Genomic DNA, 16,400 nt, shown 5'->3' on the forward strand with positions numbered 1-16,400 from the left:
TCCAGCACGCTTTCCTCACGCCCTACACCCGATCCTCAGCTATCGCTCGCCTGACCAAGTTCCAGCGCGTGACTGCTCTCCAGTTCCGGCGCATGGTCAGGGCGGCGCGTGCTGAGGTTGAAGCTGTCTCCGTGCGCCAACACGTGCAGCCGCACATCGGTCAGCGAGAGGGCGCGGTCTTGACCACCATCGGCAATGTTGGAGTAGGTCACGCCCGCGCCGTCCAGCACGTACACTGCGCCCGCACCGATGACCCGGAACGTCCCGCCCTGCACCACGATGGCGGTGTCTTCATCGATGCCGATGCCCAGCATGCGTGGATTGTGCGCCACCGCGCCCAATAAACGGCCAATGCGCCCGCGCTCGCCAAAGTGCTGATCGATCATCACGTTGCGGATCAGGCCGAGTCCGGGGGCCATGTGCAGGTCACCAATTCGGTGAGATTCGCTGCTGCTGCCGCGCACCAACATGGTTTCGCTCATGACGCTGGCCCCGGCAGACGTGCCCGCGATGACGCCGCCTGCCGCAAAAATCTCGTGGACGCGGGCCTCTAGGGGAGTGTCTCCCATCTGGCTGGTAATCCGCAGTTGGTCACCGCCCGAAAAGAACACGCCCGCCGCACCGTCAAAGAGCGCCTGTTTTTCAGGGAGCAGCGTTTCGGCCCGCTCTTGTACGTACAGTTCGGTCAAATCGGTGACACCCAGCGCCCCGAATGCCTGTTGATAGGTTTCAAAATAGCCTTCCGGCTCGTGTGAGGCGACGGTGGCGAGAACGAGTTTGCCGCCGTACAGGTGCTTGGCAACTTCATCCAAGATCACGCGCTTGCCTTCTTTGTCCTCGTGGCCGCCAATGATGATCAGCGTGCCGGAGTTGCTGAGCTGTGCTTCGGTCATAGAGAATCCTCGCGCTTCAGGTAGACTTGTGCGGGCTGCTGCGATGTGGCGTACGCCACCGCGAAATGCGGGCTGCGGTGATCCCAGCCCACGTTGCCGCGTGCATCTAGGGCGACTGCTCCGGCGTCGGCCTTGTCGGTATTCAGGCGGCTGAGGTGGTTCAGGGCTACAGAAACAGCGGTCTGCACGGCGTTCCGCTCTAGCCCGTGCATAATCCGGCTGGCCAGCATCAAGCGCGAAATGGCTTCGCCGTGACCGGAGAGGGCCACCGCGCCAAACGTGTTGTCGGCGTAAAACCCGCAACCGGGCAGGGGAGAGTCTCCTACCCGTCCGGGCAAGGTTCCATTCAGGCCGCCTGTAGAGGTTCCGGTCACGAGGTCGCCAAATTGATCCAGCACAACGCAACCCACCGTATCGTGTCCCGCCCTCTTTGCCGCCTCACTGGCGGCCTGCTGAGGCGACAGCATCTCGGCTGGGTCGCACAATTCCGCACTGCCTTGATCTGAAAAACACTGTTTGGCAAAGCGCCGTGCTCCCGCTCCAATCAGCAGCGTCGGCGTTTCCTCCAGCAAGGCCCGCGCCACCGACACCGGATGCCGCACGCCCTGAATGCCCGCCACCGCGCCTACCGCCAGCGTTTTGCCTTCCATCAATGCAGCGTCCATTTCCACCTGTCCATCGGCATTGGGCACCGAGCCGAAACCCGCGTTGAAGGTCGGATCGTCTTCCAGCACGCGCAATACGGCTTCGGCAGCGTCGAGGGCGCGGCCACCCGTTTCTAGAATCTGTTGGCCCGCTGCCAACGCCGCGAGGCAACCCCGGCGGTTGGCTTCTTCTTGCTCTGGCTGTATTTCTTTGGCCCCGCCGTGCAGAATGAGCGCCCAATTGGGGGGAATCTCAGTCATGGCCCGTCCGGTGGGGCTGGGGCGCACCCGTGCCCTGGTCAGTGCGTGACTGGGTGGATGACGCGGGGGAGCGCTGCTCGGATCGTGGCGAGGCGGAGGGCTGAGTCTCGGAGAAGTGGGCCTGAGCCGCCGCTTCTGGCACGAACGCCTGAACCTGCTGCCACACCGCGTCAATGGCGGTGGGCATCAGGGCCACGAGGTCACCGGGGCGGGCCAGCCGCAACGAGGCGTCTACCGCGTCGGATTCGTGCAGCACGCGGCGCATCCGGTCGGGCGAAAACCCCGCGCCCAGTGCCCCCCGAGAAAGCAGCGTCAGCACTTCGCCGCTGGCCCGGCCCCGGCCATCTGGCGCTTCCCGGAAAATCAGGTGGTCGAAGGTTCGGGCGGCGATGACCCCCATTTCCTCTATATCTTCGTTGCGGCGGTCTCCGGGAATACTGACCATGCCGATGGTGCGGGCGTACTGGGGCCGCAAGTTGCCCACCAGATCGCTGAGGGCCGCTAGCCCTGCCGGATTATGGGCGTAGTCCACGATCACGCGGAAACCGTGCCCATCGTGCACGTTCAGGCGTCCGGGCGACTGCTCGAAGGAGGAGGTAAAGGTAGACAGGGCGCGGCGCAGGTCGCTGATCGGGACGCCGTGAGCAAAGCACATCGCGCAGGCGGCCAATGCGTTTTGCACGTTGAAGCCTGCCAACCCGCCTAGCGTGGCCGGAATCTCGGCAGCAAGCATGATCGGCAAGCGCTCTTGGCCCTGATACACCACGATTTCACCTTCTTCCAGCACCACGGCCAGACCGCCGCCGTCCACATGCCGCCGCACTTTGCTCAGGCCGTGCATCGAAAAGTACACCACTTGGCCGCCTGCTGTGCGGCGCATCCGGGCCGTCAGGGGGTCATCGGCGTTCAGGATGCTGTGCCCACGCCGTCCCACCACATTCACCACCAACGATTTCAGGCGGGCCAAGTCCTGCAAGGTGTCTATTCCCTTCAGGCCCAAATGGTCAGAGGTGACGTTCAGCACTGCGCCCACATCGGCCCGGTCTATGCCCAAGCCCTCGCGCAACATGCCGCCGCGTGCCGCTTCGATCACGGCCACGTCTACGGTGGGGTCACGCAGCACCATGCGGGCACTTTTGGGGCCGGTGGCGTCGCCGGGAGCCACCAACTCGCCGCCGATGTACACGCCCGACGTGCTGGTCATCCCCACCGTGAGGCCCTGCGCGGCCAGCACATGCGCCACCATCCGGGCCGTCGTGCTTTTGCCGTTGGTTCCCGTCACAGCTAGAATCGGAATGCGGGCGCGGGAGCCTCGCGGATACAGCATCTCCAGCACCGGACGGGCCACGTCTCGCGGCTGCCCTTCCGAGGGTTCGAGGTGCATCCGGAAGCCCGGCGCGGCGTTTACTTCCACGATGCCGCCGCCGGTGTCGCGCACCGACTGGGAAATGTCGGGGGCCAAGAAGTCTATGCCTGCAATGTCCAGCCCCACCGCCTGCGCGGCGCGGCGGGCGAACAGAGCGTTGGCCGGATGAATCTCGTCGGTGCGGTCTATGGCGGTGCCGCCTGTAGAGAGGTTAGCCGTAGAGCGCAGCATCACCGTTTGCCCCGCGTTTGGCACGCTGTCGAGCGACAGTCCTGCGGCGGCCAGCAGCTCTTTCACCTGTGCGTCTACCCGGATGCGGGTCATCACGGCTTCATGGCCCGCGCCGCGCCGGGGATCGCGGTTCACTTCGTCAATCAGGGCTTGCACGGTGCTGACGCTGTTGCCGACCACCTGCGCTGGCACGCGTTGGGCCACCGCCACCACTTGCCCATTCACCACCAAAATCCGGTGATCGTGCCCGGTGTAATGCTGCTCCAGAATGACCCGCGCCGAGTGCTGGGCCGCCAGTGTAAAGCCGGAACGCACCTCATCAGGGGTGGTCAGGTGAGTGCTGACGCCGCGCCCATGATTGCCGTTCAGCGGCTTGGTCACGAGGGGAAACCCCAGCCGGGCCGCTTCCCGCACGGCTTCGTCAGCGCTGCGAACCACCACGCCGCGCGGCACGGGCACGCCCGCATCCGACAGGAGTTGCTTGGTTAGATTCTTGTTGCTGGCGGCGTCTACGGCCACATGCGACGTGTGTCCGGTGATGCTGGCCCTGATGCGCTGCTGGTTTTTGCCGTAGCCGAACTGAATCATGCTCAGTTCATCCATGCGCGTGACCGGAATCCCGCGCCGCCGCGCCGCTTGCACCAACGAGGTCGTCGTGGGGCCCAGGCGGGTGCGGCGTACCAATGTCCTCAGCATCTCAAGGGCGGCGGGCAAATCAACGTTTCCATCCGGCAAATTCAGGGCGGCCAAACTGCCCGTTTCGTCGCGGTACACGAGGTCTAGACCACGCACGCCGCGTAGTTCGGGCGGCAACAGGGAATCCACCAGTTGCAAGGCCAAGCGTCCGGCCAGCAGCCCCACTTTTTCTTCACCGTAGGCGTACAGCACGTTGTACACGCCCGCCTTGCCCTTCACCGAACGGGTTTTGCCCCGCGACACGGGCGAGCCTGCCAACGACTGGAGTTCTAGCGCCACATGTTCGGACACATGGCCCAGCCAAGTGCCGCCGTGGAGGCGCTCTACAAAGCCGCCGGGCCGCCCCAGACTGCACTGATGGGCGTGCAGGCTGGGCAACAGCGCCAACAACCGCGCGTTGAAGTCGGGCAGGCGGTGGGAAGGCCAAGCTTCCAGCGTGCCCAAGTCCAGCATCAGCCGGATCATAGGGAAAAAGCTGTACAGGTGCGGCCCCCGGTACACGCCTTTTTCGAGGACTCGCATGGGTACAAGCAGAGATAAGGACGGCACGGCGCGGTCAGAGCCGCTCTCGGGCAGGGTCATGGTCAGGGTTTCCTTTCAGAGTGAGGGCGGAGCAGTGCCAGTCAGACAAGCATCAGGAAGATGCCACCCATTGTAGAGAAATAGATTGGGCCTTTTTACGCCCCAACATGGGCCAAGTCTTAACAACTACACCGAAAGTGTAGGCTTTGTGACGTTGCATGCCACAGGCTCAACCGTTTTTAAAGATTGAACGAAGAGTTATTTAATCAAGAAGAAGATGGAACGTATATCCCGCTTTCTTGAGATTCATGGCACAAAAACTGCTGGAAGCCATGATGGGTCTTCCAGCAGCATAGGAACAGACGAGGTGTTTTTATACCAAAGAGTTGGCCGGATGGACTGGGGCCAAGTGATCCAACTCGGCGTCTTCATACAGGCGCGAGCGAATCAGGAAGCGCACGCCTTCCGGGGCTTCCACGCTGAAGCCGCCGCCTCTGCCGGGCACGATGTCTACGGTCAGTTGGGTGTGCTGCCAGTATTCAAATTGGCTCACCGACATATAAAACGGCGTGTCAGCCACTTCGCCCATATACATGTCCGAGCCGCCAACGCGGAATTCTCCGCGTGGGTAGCACATGGGAGAACTGCCGTCGCAGCAGCCACCCGATTGGTGAAACATCAGCGGGCCGTGCTGGACTTCGAGCCGCCCTAGCAACTCACGGGCAGCGTCGGTGATATTGACGCGGGGGATGGGAATGGACTGGGTCACAGTTTCTCCAGAAAGCGGGAAGAAGCAAATAGAGTTGATGGGCCAGGAGCCACCATCTGCGGCCCCCGCCCATCACTCTTTAGAGGCCAGTCTCAGAAGAAGCCGAGTTTGGACGTGCTGTAGCTCACCAGCATGTTCTTGGTCTGCTGGTAGTGGTCGAGCATCATGCGGTGGTTTTCGCGCCCGATGCCCGACTGCTTGTAGCCGCCGAACGCCGCGTGCGCGGGGTACGCGTGGTAGCAGTTTGTCCAGACGCGGCCAGCCTGAATGCCGCGCCCAAAGCGGTAAGCCTTGTTGATGTCGCGTGTCCAGACGCCGGAGCCGAGGCCGTACAAGCTGTCATTGGCGAGGGCCAAAGCGTCGTCATCGTCCTTAAAGGTGGTCACTGACAGCACGGGGCCGAAGATTTCTTCTTGAAAAATCCGCATCCGGTTGTGGCCTGCGAAGATGGTCGGTTCGACGTAGTAGCCCTCGGCAAAGTCGCCGTCCATCTTGGCCCGCTGGCCGCCCGTCAGCACTTCTGCGCCTTCCTGCCGCCCGATATCGAGGTAAGACAGGATTTTTTCCAGTTGATCGTTGCTGGCCTGAGCACCGAGCATAGTCGTCGGATCAAGCGGATTGCCCTGCTTGATGGCCTGCGTGCGGGCCACAGCGCGTTCCATAAAGCGGTCATAGATGGACTCGTGAATCAGGGCGCGGCTGGGAGAAGTGCAGATTTCCCCCTGATTGAGCGCGAACATCGTGAAGCCTTCCAGCGCCTTGTCGAAGAAATCGTCGTCTTCGTTCATCACGTCGGCAAAGAAGATGTTGGGACTCTTGCCGCCCAGTTCCAGCGTGACCGGAATAATGTTGTCGGAGGCGTACTGCATGATGAGTCGGCCTGTGGTGGTTTCGCCCGTGAAGGCGATTTTGGCAATGCGCGAACTGCTCGCCAGCGGCTTGCCCGCTTCGACGCCGAACCCGTTGACGATGTTGAGGACACCGGGCGGCAGCAAATCCGCGATCAGTTCCATCACCATCAGAATGGTCACGGGGGTCTGCTCGGCAGGCTTGAGAATCACGCAGTTGCCAGCGGCCAGCGCGGGGGCCAGCTTCCATGTCGCCATCAGAATCGGGAAATTCCACGGGATAATCTGTCCCACCACACCCAGCGGCTCGTGGAAGTGGTAGGCCACCGTGTCGGCGTCGATTTGGCTGATGCCGCCTTCTTGGGCACGGATCGCGCCTGCAAAGTAGCGAAAGTGGTCAATCGCCAGCGGCAAATCGGCGGCGATGGTTTCGCGCACTGGCTTGCCGTTTTCCCACGTCTCGGCAATCGCCAGCTTCACCAAGTTTTGCTCGAGGCGGTCGGCAATCTTCAGCAAAATGTTGCTGCGCTCGGTAACGCTGGTGCGGCCCCACGCGGCGCGGGCGGCGTGCGCGGCGTCCAGCGCCAGTTCGATGTCTTCCGCCGTGGAGCGGGCCACCTGCGTAAACACTTTGCCCGTCACCGGGGTAATGTTGCCGAAATACTGCTCCCGCGTGGGCGGAACCCATTGGCCGCCAATAAAATTCTCGTAGCGGGCCTTGAATTCCACTTGGCTTCCGGGCTGGTTGGGCTGCACAAACGCTTGCGGTTTGTCCTGTACCGTCATGCTTCGCCTCCTAAGTTTTTAGTGCTTTTCTATCCTACACCCGCCGCAGTGAGAAGCAACTGCGCTATGGATTACCAAGCTGGAAGGGCGTTGGACTGAGGGGGCGTGGTCTAAAGGTCTAGAGTGTAAGGAAAGGCAACCGCGTTGTTCACTCATCCCCTGCCCCCTCAAGGGAGAGGGAGCTACACAAAGCTTTTCGCCCTCGCCCCTTGCGGGAGAGGGGCGCTGCGTATGCAGCGGGGTGAGGGGAAATGAGCACAGAGGGTTGCCCTTGCCCTTTCTTAGACCCTTAGACCAAGCCCCTCAAACGCCGCTCAAGCCAGCCTCCGCCCGCTCCAGCACTTCTTTAGGATTCAGCACGCCCTTGAACCACACGATCCGGTCTCCAAAATCGCTGATATTCACGCCCGCCTTGTCCAAATTGAGGCGCTCGGACACGCACACGATCACGTCGGTTCGGCCAGACTTCCGCAGCAGCTCAAACTTTTTGCGGAGGTAGTCGGGCCGCCAATACCCCACGATTTCTACCAGAATGCTGCGCCCATCGGGGTGCTTCAGGCGGAAGTCGGGGATGATGACGCCCCCCGGCACCGGAACTAAATCCACTTCACGTTCCAGCGCCCACGGCGTCTCCAGTTTGGCCCAGCGGTCTGCAAATCCGGCTTCTAGGGCGCTGTCGTGGTCTTCGGGCGGCTTGTAGTGGCTCACGTAGCCGTCTTCGCTGGTCAGTTGAAACGACCATTCTTCATCCGTCGCGTCTACCCACGCCAAATCTTTGCGGGGCTTGAGGGTGGCGCTGAGATCCCATTTGGTGACGTGCAGCAGGGCGGGCAGAAACTTTGCCATCGCCAAGCCGTAGCGCGTGGTGCCGCCGAACAAGCTCATCGGGCCGTCTACCGAGAGGGTGAAGCCGTAGTCCGGATCGCCTTCCACCGTCACCATCAGACCAAAAAACTTGGTGTATTTCAGCAGTTGCTTGTAGCGGGCGGGTTCGTTGCGGCGGGCGGTGATGATCAGGCTGGAGGCCCGGTACAGCGTGCCTTGCGCCTGTGCCAAATCGAAGCGTTCCAGCAGTGCGGCGGGTTCGGGAGCCTCGAAGAGCGCCAAGGTTTGCTGATCGGCAAGGTCTGCGTAGAGAGCCGCCGCCACCGCCGCACTTTCGACGCCCAATGCTCCAGCCGCGCTGTCCAGTACCCGCGCCGTCGCCGCTCGGCTGGGGGGTTGGGCCTGCGCCAGCTCGAAGACTTTGGCCCGCACCACGCCGGGTTCCACGTCGCCGCCCGCCTCGAAGGTGCCCGAAGCGGTCAGCAGATGCGCCAGCCCCCGCAACACCCGGAAGTCGGTTCGGCCCGCTTCCAGCACCTTCAGTTCGGCTTCCAGTTCGCCGCGCTGCTTACCGATGTTGGATTGGAACAAGTCGATCAGGGTTTGGGCCAGCGCGAGGTTGCCGGACGTGGCTTTCAGGCGGCGCGGCTCCACGATTCCCGCCTTGACCCGGAACATCAGCAGTTCAGTGGGGAGCATTGATGTTCTCCCAGATGTTGGCTTCGTGGGCAGCTGGCTCTCTGGCCTGCCCGCCCGGTTTCCACTGACCGCGCCGCTGCTGGCTGACGCGCTCCTCGCTGGTGCCCTCGGTAATCACTTCGTACAGCACGGCGTTTTTGCCTTCTGCCCGCCGCAAAATCCGGCCAAGGCGCTGAATATGTTCGCGCTCAGTGGCCGTGCCCGACAGCACGATGGCCACGCTCGCTTCGGGCACGTCTACGCCCTCGTTCAGCACCCGGCTGGTGACCAGCACCCGGTAAGTGCCGTTTCTAAACTTTTCCAGCAAGGCGTGGCGCTCTTTGGTGGGCGTCTGGTGCGTCAGGGCCGGAATCAGGAATTCGCGGCTGACACGGTACACGGTGGCGTTGTCGTCGGTAAAGATCAGGGTGCGGTCGCCCGGATGATTGGCCAGCACTTCTTCCAGCACACGCAATTTGCCTTCTGTGCCGTAGGCAAGGCTGCGGGCCTCGCGGTGGGCCAGCATCGCGCTGCGGCCCTGCGGCGTGCCGCTGCCCATCACAAACTGTTTCCAGCCCTCGATGCTGCCCAGCTGAATACCCGACAGCCGCAAAAAATGGTTGCGGTGGGCGATCAATTCATCGTAACGCCGCTGCTCGGTTTGGCTGAGGCGCACGCGGATAATCACTTCGCGGTAGTCGGCCAACGTGCCGCCCGACAAGTCTTCGGGGCGGCGGTGATAGACCAACGGCCCCACCAGCGTTTCGAGGTCACGCTCGCGCCCATCGCTGCGTTTGGGAGTGGCGGTGAGGCCGAGGCGGTAGGGGGCCAGCCCCATTTCGGCAATGACCCGCGTCCAGTCGGAGGGCAGGTGGTGAACCTCGTCGTACACGTGTAGGGCGTACTTTCCGGCCAGCGTCTCGGCATGGATGGCCGCCGAATCGTAGGTGCTGACCAAGAGCGGGGTTTCGTCGTGACTGCCACCGCCCAGCACGCCTACGTTGGCATCAGGAAAGGCCGCCACGAGGCCCGAATACCACTGCTGCAATAAATCTAGGGTGGGCACGCAAATCAGGGCGCTGCGGGGCGTATCGCGCAGGGCGAGGTGCGCCACCAGCGTTTTGCCCGCGCCCGTCGGCAACACCACCACCCCTTGCCGCCCCGCCCGCTTCCATTCCTGCAAGGCTTCCGTTTGGTGAAGATAAGGCTGAACCTCGCGCCCATACACCAACTCCAGCTTTTCGAAGGCGCTGGCTTCGTCGGTGACCGCGATCTTCTCGCGTTTCAGTGTTTCCATCGCGGCGCGGTAGGCCCGGCCCGGCGCACGCCAAGACTGGCTGCGTTCATCCCACTGAAATAGGGATTTAAGGACAGCCGGGGCATCTTTCATGACCAAGGTACCCCGGTCTAATCGCAGAAGGGGCGGCATCAAGCAAGCCTTTGCGTCGGCGTGCGTTTTGCCCCGATTTCCAATCCAGTATTCTGGCTTTCTTTGCCCAATCTCATGAGAATTAGCCCTCAAGTCAGTTGTCAATACTCCGTTTGAATGACGGCTGACACGCTTCTCTCTGACTTGAATATTTTTTCATACTTGGGTGGTAGGAAATGGGGCAAATTGCTTAAAGAGCCTGAGAATCTCTATGAAGATGACCTTTAGATCAGTAACCAAGTGTGCCCAATAGACACTAAAAAGGCAGGCAACCCATTGTCCGGAGTGCCTGCCTCTTTCCTTACTTTATCGGACGTTGTTTAGCCCTGATGTTGCAACGTGCGTGCCGCCGTGGCCGCAACATGCTCGGCCTTTTTATCGGCGGGCAGGAAGGACAGGTGGCCCTCGTAAGAACCCAAGTTGAATTTCATGGGGCGCTTTTCGACGAGCGTGCCTTGCATCAGGCCGTGCTGCGTCATCACGTACAGGTCACAGCGTCCCGTGTCGGCGCAGGCATTTCGCAGAGCGTCAATGTCGACGGCCAACGGAATGGGCTGATTGGCGGTAGCTTCGGCCAAAATCGTGAGGCGCTTGTTTTGTGCAACGTGGTACTTGCCTTGAAGGGTCAACATGGGAAACTCCAATAGGAAACAGTGTTCAAGAGTGGACAGTGTCCAAGAGCGAACAGGGGGAGTGAGGCAAATGTGGGGAGGACAATGAGGAGCGGAGGCAAGGAATAAAGCCCACGCAGATAAACGGGCTGTTGGAACAGAATCAGCCTGACGAACGCCGCAACTCCTCAAGGTGAACTGGGCGCGAAAAAAGAGGAGCGGATAAACTTCATGCCGCTTCAGACGAACAAAATCAATTCAGAGAAGCAATCTGGAAGAGGCTTCCAAATCCACTGTCAAGTCCTAGTATCGCACGCTCTCATGATATTTAGATGCGGGAGGACTGCGAAGATGCAGCGGCGTTGTTGCTGTGCCGCTGCATCTGGGATTGGATTGGGCGGGTTCGCCGCTGAACTTCCCCCTCACCCCGCTGCGGTGCAGCGCCCCTCTCTGCTGCGCAGCTCTGCGAGTCCCGCAACGGGCAAGGGCAAACGGCACGAGTGAGAAACTTGGTGTTACTCCCTCACCCTTGAGGGGGGAGGACTGGGGAGGGGGTGAGTGAGCAACGCGATTGCACTTCCTTAGACCCTTAGACGCTCTTCACCCTGCCCTTCACGCCCAATACCTCAGTCGATGCCCATACTGATGAACTTGATTTCCAGATATTCTTCGAGGCCCCAGTGTCCACCTTCACGGCCCACACCACTGTTTTTCATGCCGCCAAACGGGACATGCGGCGCGGCGGCGCTGGGAATGCCGTCATTGATGCCCACGATGCCGTATTCCAAGGCTTCGGCCACGCGCCAGGCCCGGCCCAGATCGCTGGTGTAGGCATAAGCGGCGAGGCCATATTCGCTGTCGTTGGCGAGGCGCAGGCCTTCTTCTTCGGTATCGAAAATGACGATGGGGGCCACTGGGCCAAAGGTTTCTTCGCGCAGGATCAGGCTACCTTCGGCCACGTTGGTCAGCACGGTGGGCTGAAAGAACAGGCCGTGATCTACCGCGCCGCCGATGACTGCCGTTGCGCCGCGTTCCAGCGCGTCTTTAACCTGTGCCTGAACTTTATCTAAGCCCGCCTGCTCCACGACGGGGCCGACGCTGGTGCCGTCCAGCAATGGATCGCCCAGCACGAGTTGAGAGGCTTTTTCGGCCAGAATGCGGGTAAATTCCGCGGCCACTTCACGCTGAACGTATACGCGGTTGGTGCTGACGCAGGTTTGGCCCGCGTTTCTAAACTTGCTGCCTACCACTTCCCGCGCCGCTTTTTCTAGGTCGGCGTCGGCAAACACGAGGAAAGGCGCGTGGCCGCCCAGTTCCAGCGACACGCGCTTGATGGTTTTGGCGGCCTGCGTATAGAGCAAGCGGCCTACGGCGGTGCTGCCCGTGAACGTCACTTTCCGCACGCGCTCATCGGCCATAAACGGCGCGGTGAAGGCGGGGGCGTCGTTGGTGGGCAGCACTTGCAGCGTGTTGGCGGGGCCGCCCGCTTCCAGCCACAGTTCGGCCAAATACAGCGCAGTCATGGGGCTTTGTTCGGCAGGCTTGAGAATCATGACGCAGCCCGCAGCCAGCGCCGGAGCCGCTTTGCGCGTAATCATGCCCGCCGGAAAGTTCCACGGAGTCACGGCGTACACGATGCCCACCGGCTCGCTGCTGGTAAAACCGCGCTTGCGGTCAAAGCGCATGCTGATGCGCTCGCCGCTGATGCGCCCGGCTTCTTCGGCGCACCACTCGATAAAACTGGCGGCGTAATGCACTTCGCCCCGCGTTTCGGTGATCGGTTTGCCCATTTCCAGCGTCATCAGGCGGGCCAATTCTTCCTTATGCACGAACATCAGGTCATGCCAGCGCCGCAGCACTTTGCCGCGCTCGTAAGGATTGACCTTGCGCCACGTTTTCAGGGCAATTTCGGCGGCGTCTATGGCGCGGCGGGCGTCGTCGGCGCTGCAATCGGCCACCGCGCCGATGCTTTCCAGCGTGCCGGGATGAATCACGTCAAAGGTTTTGGGGGCGCTGCGCCACTCGCCGTCAAAATAGGCGCGGGTGCGGGTGACGGGATCATTCAGCAGGGTTTGGGTGGTCATGTTGTCTCACTTTGGGCAACAAGTGCGCCGTGAACGGGAAGGTCGGAGAGGAGGTGAAGCTCAGTATGAAACGGATCGCCGCCCATGCGGGTGAGGTCGGCCCGGAAGCCCGGACGCAGGCTGCCGCGCTCGTGTGAGTCGCCGTGCGCCACCGCGCCGCCGTGCGTGTACGCGCCCAAGGCCTGCGCCAGCGTCACGTTCATGCCCGGAACGTAGGCCTCTGACACCGCGGCCTGCACGCCCGCGAGGGGCCGCAATTCGCGCACCACCGGGCCGTCACTGGAAAAAGCCACATCCAGCCCCGCAGCGAACATGGCCCGCAACGGGAAGACTTGCCCGGCCAGTTGGGGGGGAATGTAGCGGTCATAGTTGGCGCGGAGTTCGTGTAGAAAAATCGGCTGCGGCACGGCAATCACGCCGAGCGCGTGGGCCTGCTGCAAGTGCGTGGCAGACGGCAACCCGAAATGCTCGATGCGGTGGCGCGGGCCGCCGGGATGCTCGGCATTCAGGCGGGCATACACCGACAAGAGTTGATCTAAAGCGACATCCCCAATCGCGTGTGCGCCGATGCGGAAGCCGTGTTCACGCGCTTCGCGGGCCAGTTCGTACAACTCGTCAGTCTCAAAACGCAGGACACCAAAATTGGGCGGTGCAAGGTTCAGGTAGGGCACGCTGACCGCCGCCGTCGCCCCGCTGAGACCGCCGTCTAGAAAAAACTTGACGCTGTCGCAGCGCAGCCGATCTGAAAGGCGTTTTTCGGGTAGGGGCAAAGTCTCCGATCCGCCATCGGGCCTGCGGATGTACAGCACATTGACCCGGATGGGTAACTGGCCCGCCGCGTCCAGCGCCTGATAAGCAGCGTACAGGGGCGCGTCTACAGCGGGGTCGGTGACGGCGGTGAGACCAAGCGACTTAAGGTAAGTGAGTCCCGCCAAAATCCACGCTTCAAACTGCGCCTGCGTGGGCGTGGGCATCGCGCCGTACACCAGACCGTAAGCCGTTTCGGTCAAGCGGCCCGACTCGTAATCCAACTCGCCGCCGGGAGGAGCGGGCGTATCAGGGCCGATGCCCGCCGCTTCCAGCGCCCGCGTATTTACGGCGTGAATGTGGGCGCAGGTACGGGTCAGCAACACGGGGCGTCCGGGGGCGAGGGCGTCCAGCAAAGCGCGGTCGGGAATTAGACCTTGCCGCGCCTCGTTCCAGCCGCGTCCCCACAGCCAGTCTCCGGGCGGCAATTCCCGGTGCCGCGCCGACACCAATCCCGCCACTTCCTGAGCAGAGTGGGCTTCGCGCAAATCCAGCAGCGTGGTGCGGAGTTGCCCCACCTTCCACACATGCACGTGCGCGTCAGTGAAGCCGGGGAGCAAGGTATCGCCGCCCAAATCGAGCACGTGGTGATCCGCTCCAGCGGCGGCCCGCACTTCTTCCACCGAACCCACCGCCAGCACCCGGCCACCGCGCACCGCGAGGGCTTTTACAGCGTGCCCGTCGGCCTGCGGGTAAATAGGGCCGCCTGTGTAGAGGGTCGCGGGAGGCTGGCTCATGGGGCGTGATGACCCCGGTTGCGCCACACGATAAACACGCCGTAGCCGCCACACGATTCGTCTTCCAAATAGTCCGGAATGATGCCCCACACGCCGTACCCGCGCTTGAGTTGCACGCTCAGCACCGGGTCGGCCCGCTCATTCCGCACCACCTCCATCACGTACTGCTCTATAGAATGCGTGCTGCACACCGCGCCGTAGCCTTTGGGCATGGCTCCGGCCACATGCCCACGCAGGTTCAGGCGGCGCACGAGGTCGTGACGTGCGCCGTACAGCAGCGTCGCCAACCCTTGCCCGCGCACGTCCGGATGCACGCCGATGTCTGCGCCGTACAACCAATCGCCCTGCGGATCGTGGGTGGTGAACAGGTTGTCGCCCGTTTCCTCGAGGTACGGGTGGGCGTAGTGGGCAAAATCCACCTGCATCCGGAAGTCGCTGCTGGACGCCACCACCTGCCCACTTTGGCTGTCCAACACCGCCAATTGCCCCGCCGGAAACTGTGCCTGATGCGCCAAGAAATGCCGCTCGGTGGCGAGTTCCGATTCGCTGAGGTCGGGAAAACAGGCCCGCTGCACGGCTTCCAACGCGGGAGCGTCGCTGGCCTGCGCCTGCACCACCACGTAACGGCCATCGCTACGGGCGGCCAACACGGAGCGGCCCTGAACTTCAGTGAGGGCAGTGCTGGTCATGCCGGGACGGGCTGTTCTTGGGCGGGAACGGCGGCGTCAAGCGGGGCGGGGCGCACCCCTGCATACGCTTCACGCATGGCGTCCACAACGGCGCTCAGGCCTTCGCGCAGCATATCTTCAGAAATATCCAGCGCAGGCAAAAAGCGCAGGCAGTTGGAGTACAGGCCCGCCCGAATCAGCAGCACGCCGCGCCCCACGGCCAGTGGCACGGCGGCGGCCACGAGATCCATCCACGGCTCTTTAGTGTGCGGGTCTTTGACAAATTCTACAGCCATCATCGCGCCCACGCCACGAATATCGCCGATGGGCAATTCGCCGCGCAGGGGTTCCCACACGTCACGGATGACGCGCTCGATCATTTCGGCCTGCTGCAAAAAGCCGGGTTCGGTCAGAATGTCCAGTACCGCGAGGGCCGCCGCGCAACTGATCGGGCTGCCGCCGTAAGTGCTGCCTACGCCGCCCAAATGCGGGGCATCCATAATTTCGGCGCGGCCCGTGACGGCGCTGATGGGTGTTCCGGCCCCCAAACTCTTGGCGCTGACCAACAAGTCGGGTACGACCCCCGCGTGCTCGATGGCGTAGAGCCGCCCGGTGCGCCCGCTGCCGCTCTGAATTTCGTCGGCGATCATGACAGCCCCAGTGCGGTCACACAGTTCACGGATTTTGTGCAGGAATTTGGCAGGCGTGGGAATAAAACCGCCTTCGCCCATCACGGGTTCGATGACGATGCAGGCCAGCGCCGAGCCGTCGATGTGCGCCACCAACGCGTTCTCGAGGTTCCAGCAACACCAGTCGATCCACTGCTCACTGCTCAGACCTTCGGGGGCGCGGTAAGGGTTGGGGAAGGGGAGGCGGTACACTTCCGGCGCAAACGGCCCGAAGCCTTTTTTGAACAGGCCATATTTGGAGGTCATCGCCATCGTGAGGTTGGTGCGCCCGTGATACGCGCCCTCGAACACGATCACGCCTGCCCGCCCAGTGTACGCCCGCGCAATTTTCACGGCGTTTTCCACGGCTTCCGCGCCGCCGTTGGCGAGCAGAGTTTTCTTGGCAAAGTCGCCGGGAGTGAGGCTGTTCAGGCGTTCGGCCAGTGCCGGATAGCCCTCAAAGTTCGTCACCAGCGCACAGGGATGAATCGCTTCGGCCACCTGCGCCTGCACCGCCGCCACCACTTTGGGATGGTTGTGACCCACCGCCATCATGCCGATGCCGCCTGCCAAATCGATGAAGGTATTGCCGTCGACATCGGTGACGAGTGAGCCACGCGCCGACTGCACGGCGACGGCGTTGGCCTGCCCCAAGCCCTTGCTCACGGCTGCCGCACGCCGCTGCTGGAGCGCCACACTGTTCGGGCCGGGGATTGCGGTTTTCAGGTTGATATAGGTCATGGGGACTCCTTGATATTTGGGTTGGGGTGGAGGGTGAACCCCCCCGTTGCTCTGCAACGCCCCCCTTAGAGGTGGGGACAAAAGCGCTTGTGCTCCCCTCTAAGGGGGGCTGGCTGCGAAGCGGACTGGGGGGGTT

At 62.4% G+C, this 16,400-nt stretch carries 12 protein-coding genes; all 12 read right to left on the reverse strand.

Annotated features, from left to right (window positions below; all coding sequences use genetic code 11):
- Positions 1-35 precede the first annotated feature (35 nt).
- A complete protein-coding gene (locus E7T06_RS02340; protein ID WP_136364248.1) occupies positions 36-893 on the reverse strand; it encodes a cyanophycinase in 858 nt (285 codons plus the stop codon).
- Complete coding sequence (locus tag E7T06_RS02345) at positions 890-1,798, reverse strand: isoaspartyl peptidase/L-asparaginase family protein (RefSeq protein WP_136364249.1); 909 nt, start codon at positions 1,796-1,798, stop codon at positions 890-892. The genes E7T06_RS02340 and E7T06_RS02345 overlap by 4 nt, the downstream gene beginning before the upstream one ends.
- Positions 1,791-4,673 carry a cyanophycin synthetase gene (gene cphA, locus E7T06_RS02350; RefSeq protein WP_240740807.1) on the reverse strand — a complete coding sequence of 961 codons (2,883 nt, stop codon included), beginning with the start codon at positions 4,671-4,673 and terminating at the stop codon, positions 1,791-1,793. The genes E7T06_RS02345 and cphA overlap by 8 nt, the downstream gene beginning before the upstream one ends.
- 313 nt (positions 4,674-4,986) lie before the next feature.
- A complete protein-coding gene (locus tag E7T06_RS02355; RefSeq protein WP_240740808.1) occupies positions 4,987-5,382 on the reverse strand; it encodes a DUF779 domain-containing protein in 396 nt (131 codons plus the stop codon).
- A 92-nt stretch (positions 5,383-5,474) separates the two neighbouring features.
- The gene (adh, locus tag E7T06_RS02360) at positions 5,475-7,016 is read right to left on the reverse strand and encodes an aldehyde dehydrogenase (protein ID WP_136364251.1); all 1,542 of its coding nucleotides are present in this window, start codon (positions 7,014-7,016) and stop codon (positions 5,475-5,477) included.
- Positions 7,017-7,319: 303 nt separating this feature from the next.
- Positions 7,320-8,540 carry a DUF790 family protein gene (locus E7T06_RS02365; RefSeq protein WP_136364252.1) on the reverse strand — a complete coding sequence of 407 codons (1,221 nt, stop codon included), beginning with the start codon at positions 8,538-8,540 and terminating at the stop codon, positions 7,320-7,322.
- Positions 8,527-9,948, reverse strand: a complete 1,422-nt coding sequence (locus E7T06_RS02370; protein WP_136364253.1) for a DEAD/DEAH box helicase family protein — start codon at positions 9,946-9,948, stop codon at positions 8,527-8,529. The genes E7T06_RS02365 and E7T06_RS02370 overlap by 14 nt, the downstream gene beginning before the upstream one ends.
- A gap of 320 nt (positions 9,949-10,268) precedes the next feature.
- A complete protein-coding gene (locus E7T06_RS02375; protein ID WP_019009215.1) occupies positions 10,269-10,580 on the reverse strand; it encodes a hypothetical protein in 312 nt (103 codons plus the stop codon).
- A 605-nt stretch (positions 10,581-11,185) separates the two neighbouring features.
- Complete coding sequence (locus E7T06_RS02380) at positions 11,186-12,643, reverse strand: NAD-dependent succinate-semialdehyde dehydrogenase (RefSeq protein ID WP_136364254.1); 1,458 nt, start codon at positions 12,641-12,643, stop codon at positions 11,186-11,188.
- The gene (locus tag E7T06_RS02385) at positions 12,640-14,187 is read right to left on the reverse strand and encodes an amidohydrolase (protein WP_136364255.1); all 1,548 of its coding nucleotides are present in this window, start codon (positions 14,185-14,187) and stop codon (positions 12,640-12,642) included. Before E7T06_RS02385 ends, E7T06_RS02380 begins: the two co-directional genes overlap by 4 nt.
- A complete protein-coding gene (locus E7T06_RS02390) occupies positions 14,184-14,876 on the reverse strand; it encodes a GNAT family N-acetyltransferase (RefSeq protein ID WP_136364256.1) in 693 nt (230 codons plus the stop codon). The genes E7T06_RS02385 and E7T06_RS02390 overlap by 4 nt, the downstream gene beginning before the upstream one ends.
- Complete coding sequence (gene gabT / locus E7T06_RS02395; RefSeq protein ID WP_136364257.1) at positions 14,873-16,264, reverse strand: 4-aminobutyrate--2-oxoglutarate transaminase; 1,392 nt, start codon at positions 16,262-16,264, stop codon at positions 14,873-14,875. The genes E7T06_RS02390 and gabT overlap by 4 nt, the downstream gene beginning before the upstream one ends.
- Positions 16,265-16,400 lie beyond the last annotated feature (136 nt).

The organism is Deinococcus sp. Arct2-2 (assembly GCF_004801315.1).
GTDB lineage: Bacteria > Deinococcota > Deinococci > Deinococcales > Deinococcaceae > Deinococcus.

Coding starts and splice junctions, on each gene's coding strand:
- E7T06_RS02385 (WP_136364255.1), bottom strand. CDS start 14,187: ATGAGCCAGCCTCCCGCGACCCTCTACACAGGCGGCCCTATTTACCCG.
- adh (WP_136364251.1), bottom strand. CDS start 7,016: ATGACGGTACAGGACAAACCGCAAGCGTTTGTGCAGCCCAACCAGCCC.
- E7T06_RS02380 (WP_136364254.1), bottom strand. CDS start 12,643: ATGACCACCCAAACCCTGCTGAATGATCCCGTCACCCGCACCCGCGCC.
- gabT (WP_136364257.1), bottom strand. CDS start 16,264: ATGACCTATATCAACCTGAAAACCGCAATCCCCGGCCCGAACAGTGTG.
- E7T06_RS02375 (WP_019009215.1), bottom strand. CDS start 10,580: ATGTTGACCCTTCAAGGCAAGTACCACGTTGCACAAAACAAGCGCCTC.
- E7T06_RS02390 (WP_136364256.1), bottom strand. CDS start 14,876: ATGACCAGCACTGCCCTCACTGAAGTTCAGGGCCGCTCCGTGTTGGCC.
- E7T06_RS02340 (WP_136364248.1), bottom strand. CDS start 893: ATGACCGAAGCACAGCTCAGCAACTCCGGCACGCTGATCATCATTGGC.
- cphA (WP_240740807.1), bottom strand. CDS start 4,673: ATGACCCTGCCCGAGAGCGGCTCTGACCGCGCCGTGCCGTCCTTATCT.
- E7T06_RS02345 (WP_136364249.1), bottom strand. CDS start 1,798: ATGACTGAGATTCCCCCCAATTGGGCGCTCATTCTGCACGGCGGGGCC.
- E7T06_RS02365 (WP_136364252.1), bottom strand. CDS start 8,540: ATGCTCCCCACTGAACTGCTGATGTTCCGGGTCAAGGCGGGAATCGTG.
- E7T06_RS02370 (WP_136364253.1), bottom strand. CDS start 9,948: ATGCCGCCCCTTCTGCGATTAGACCGGGGTACCTTGGTCATGAAAGAT.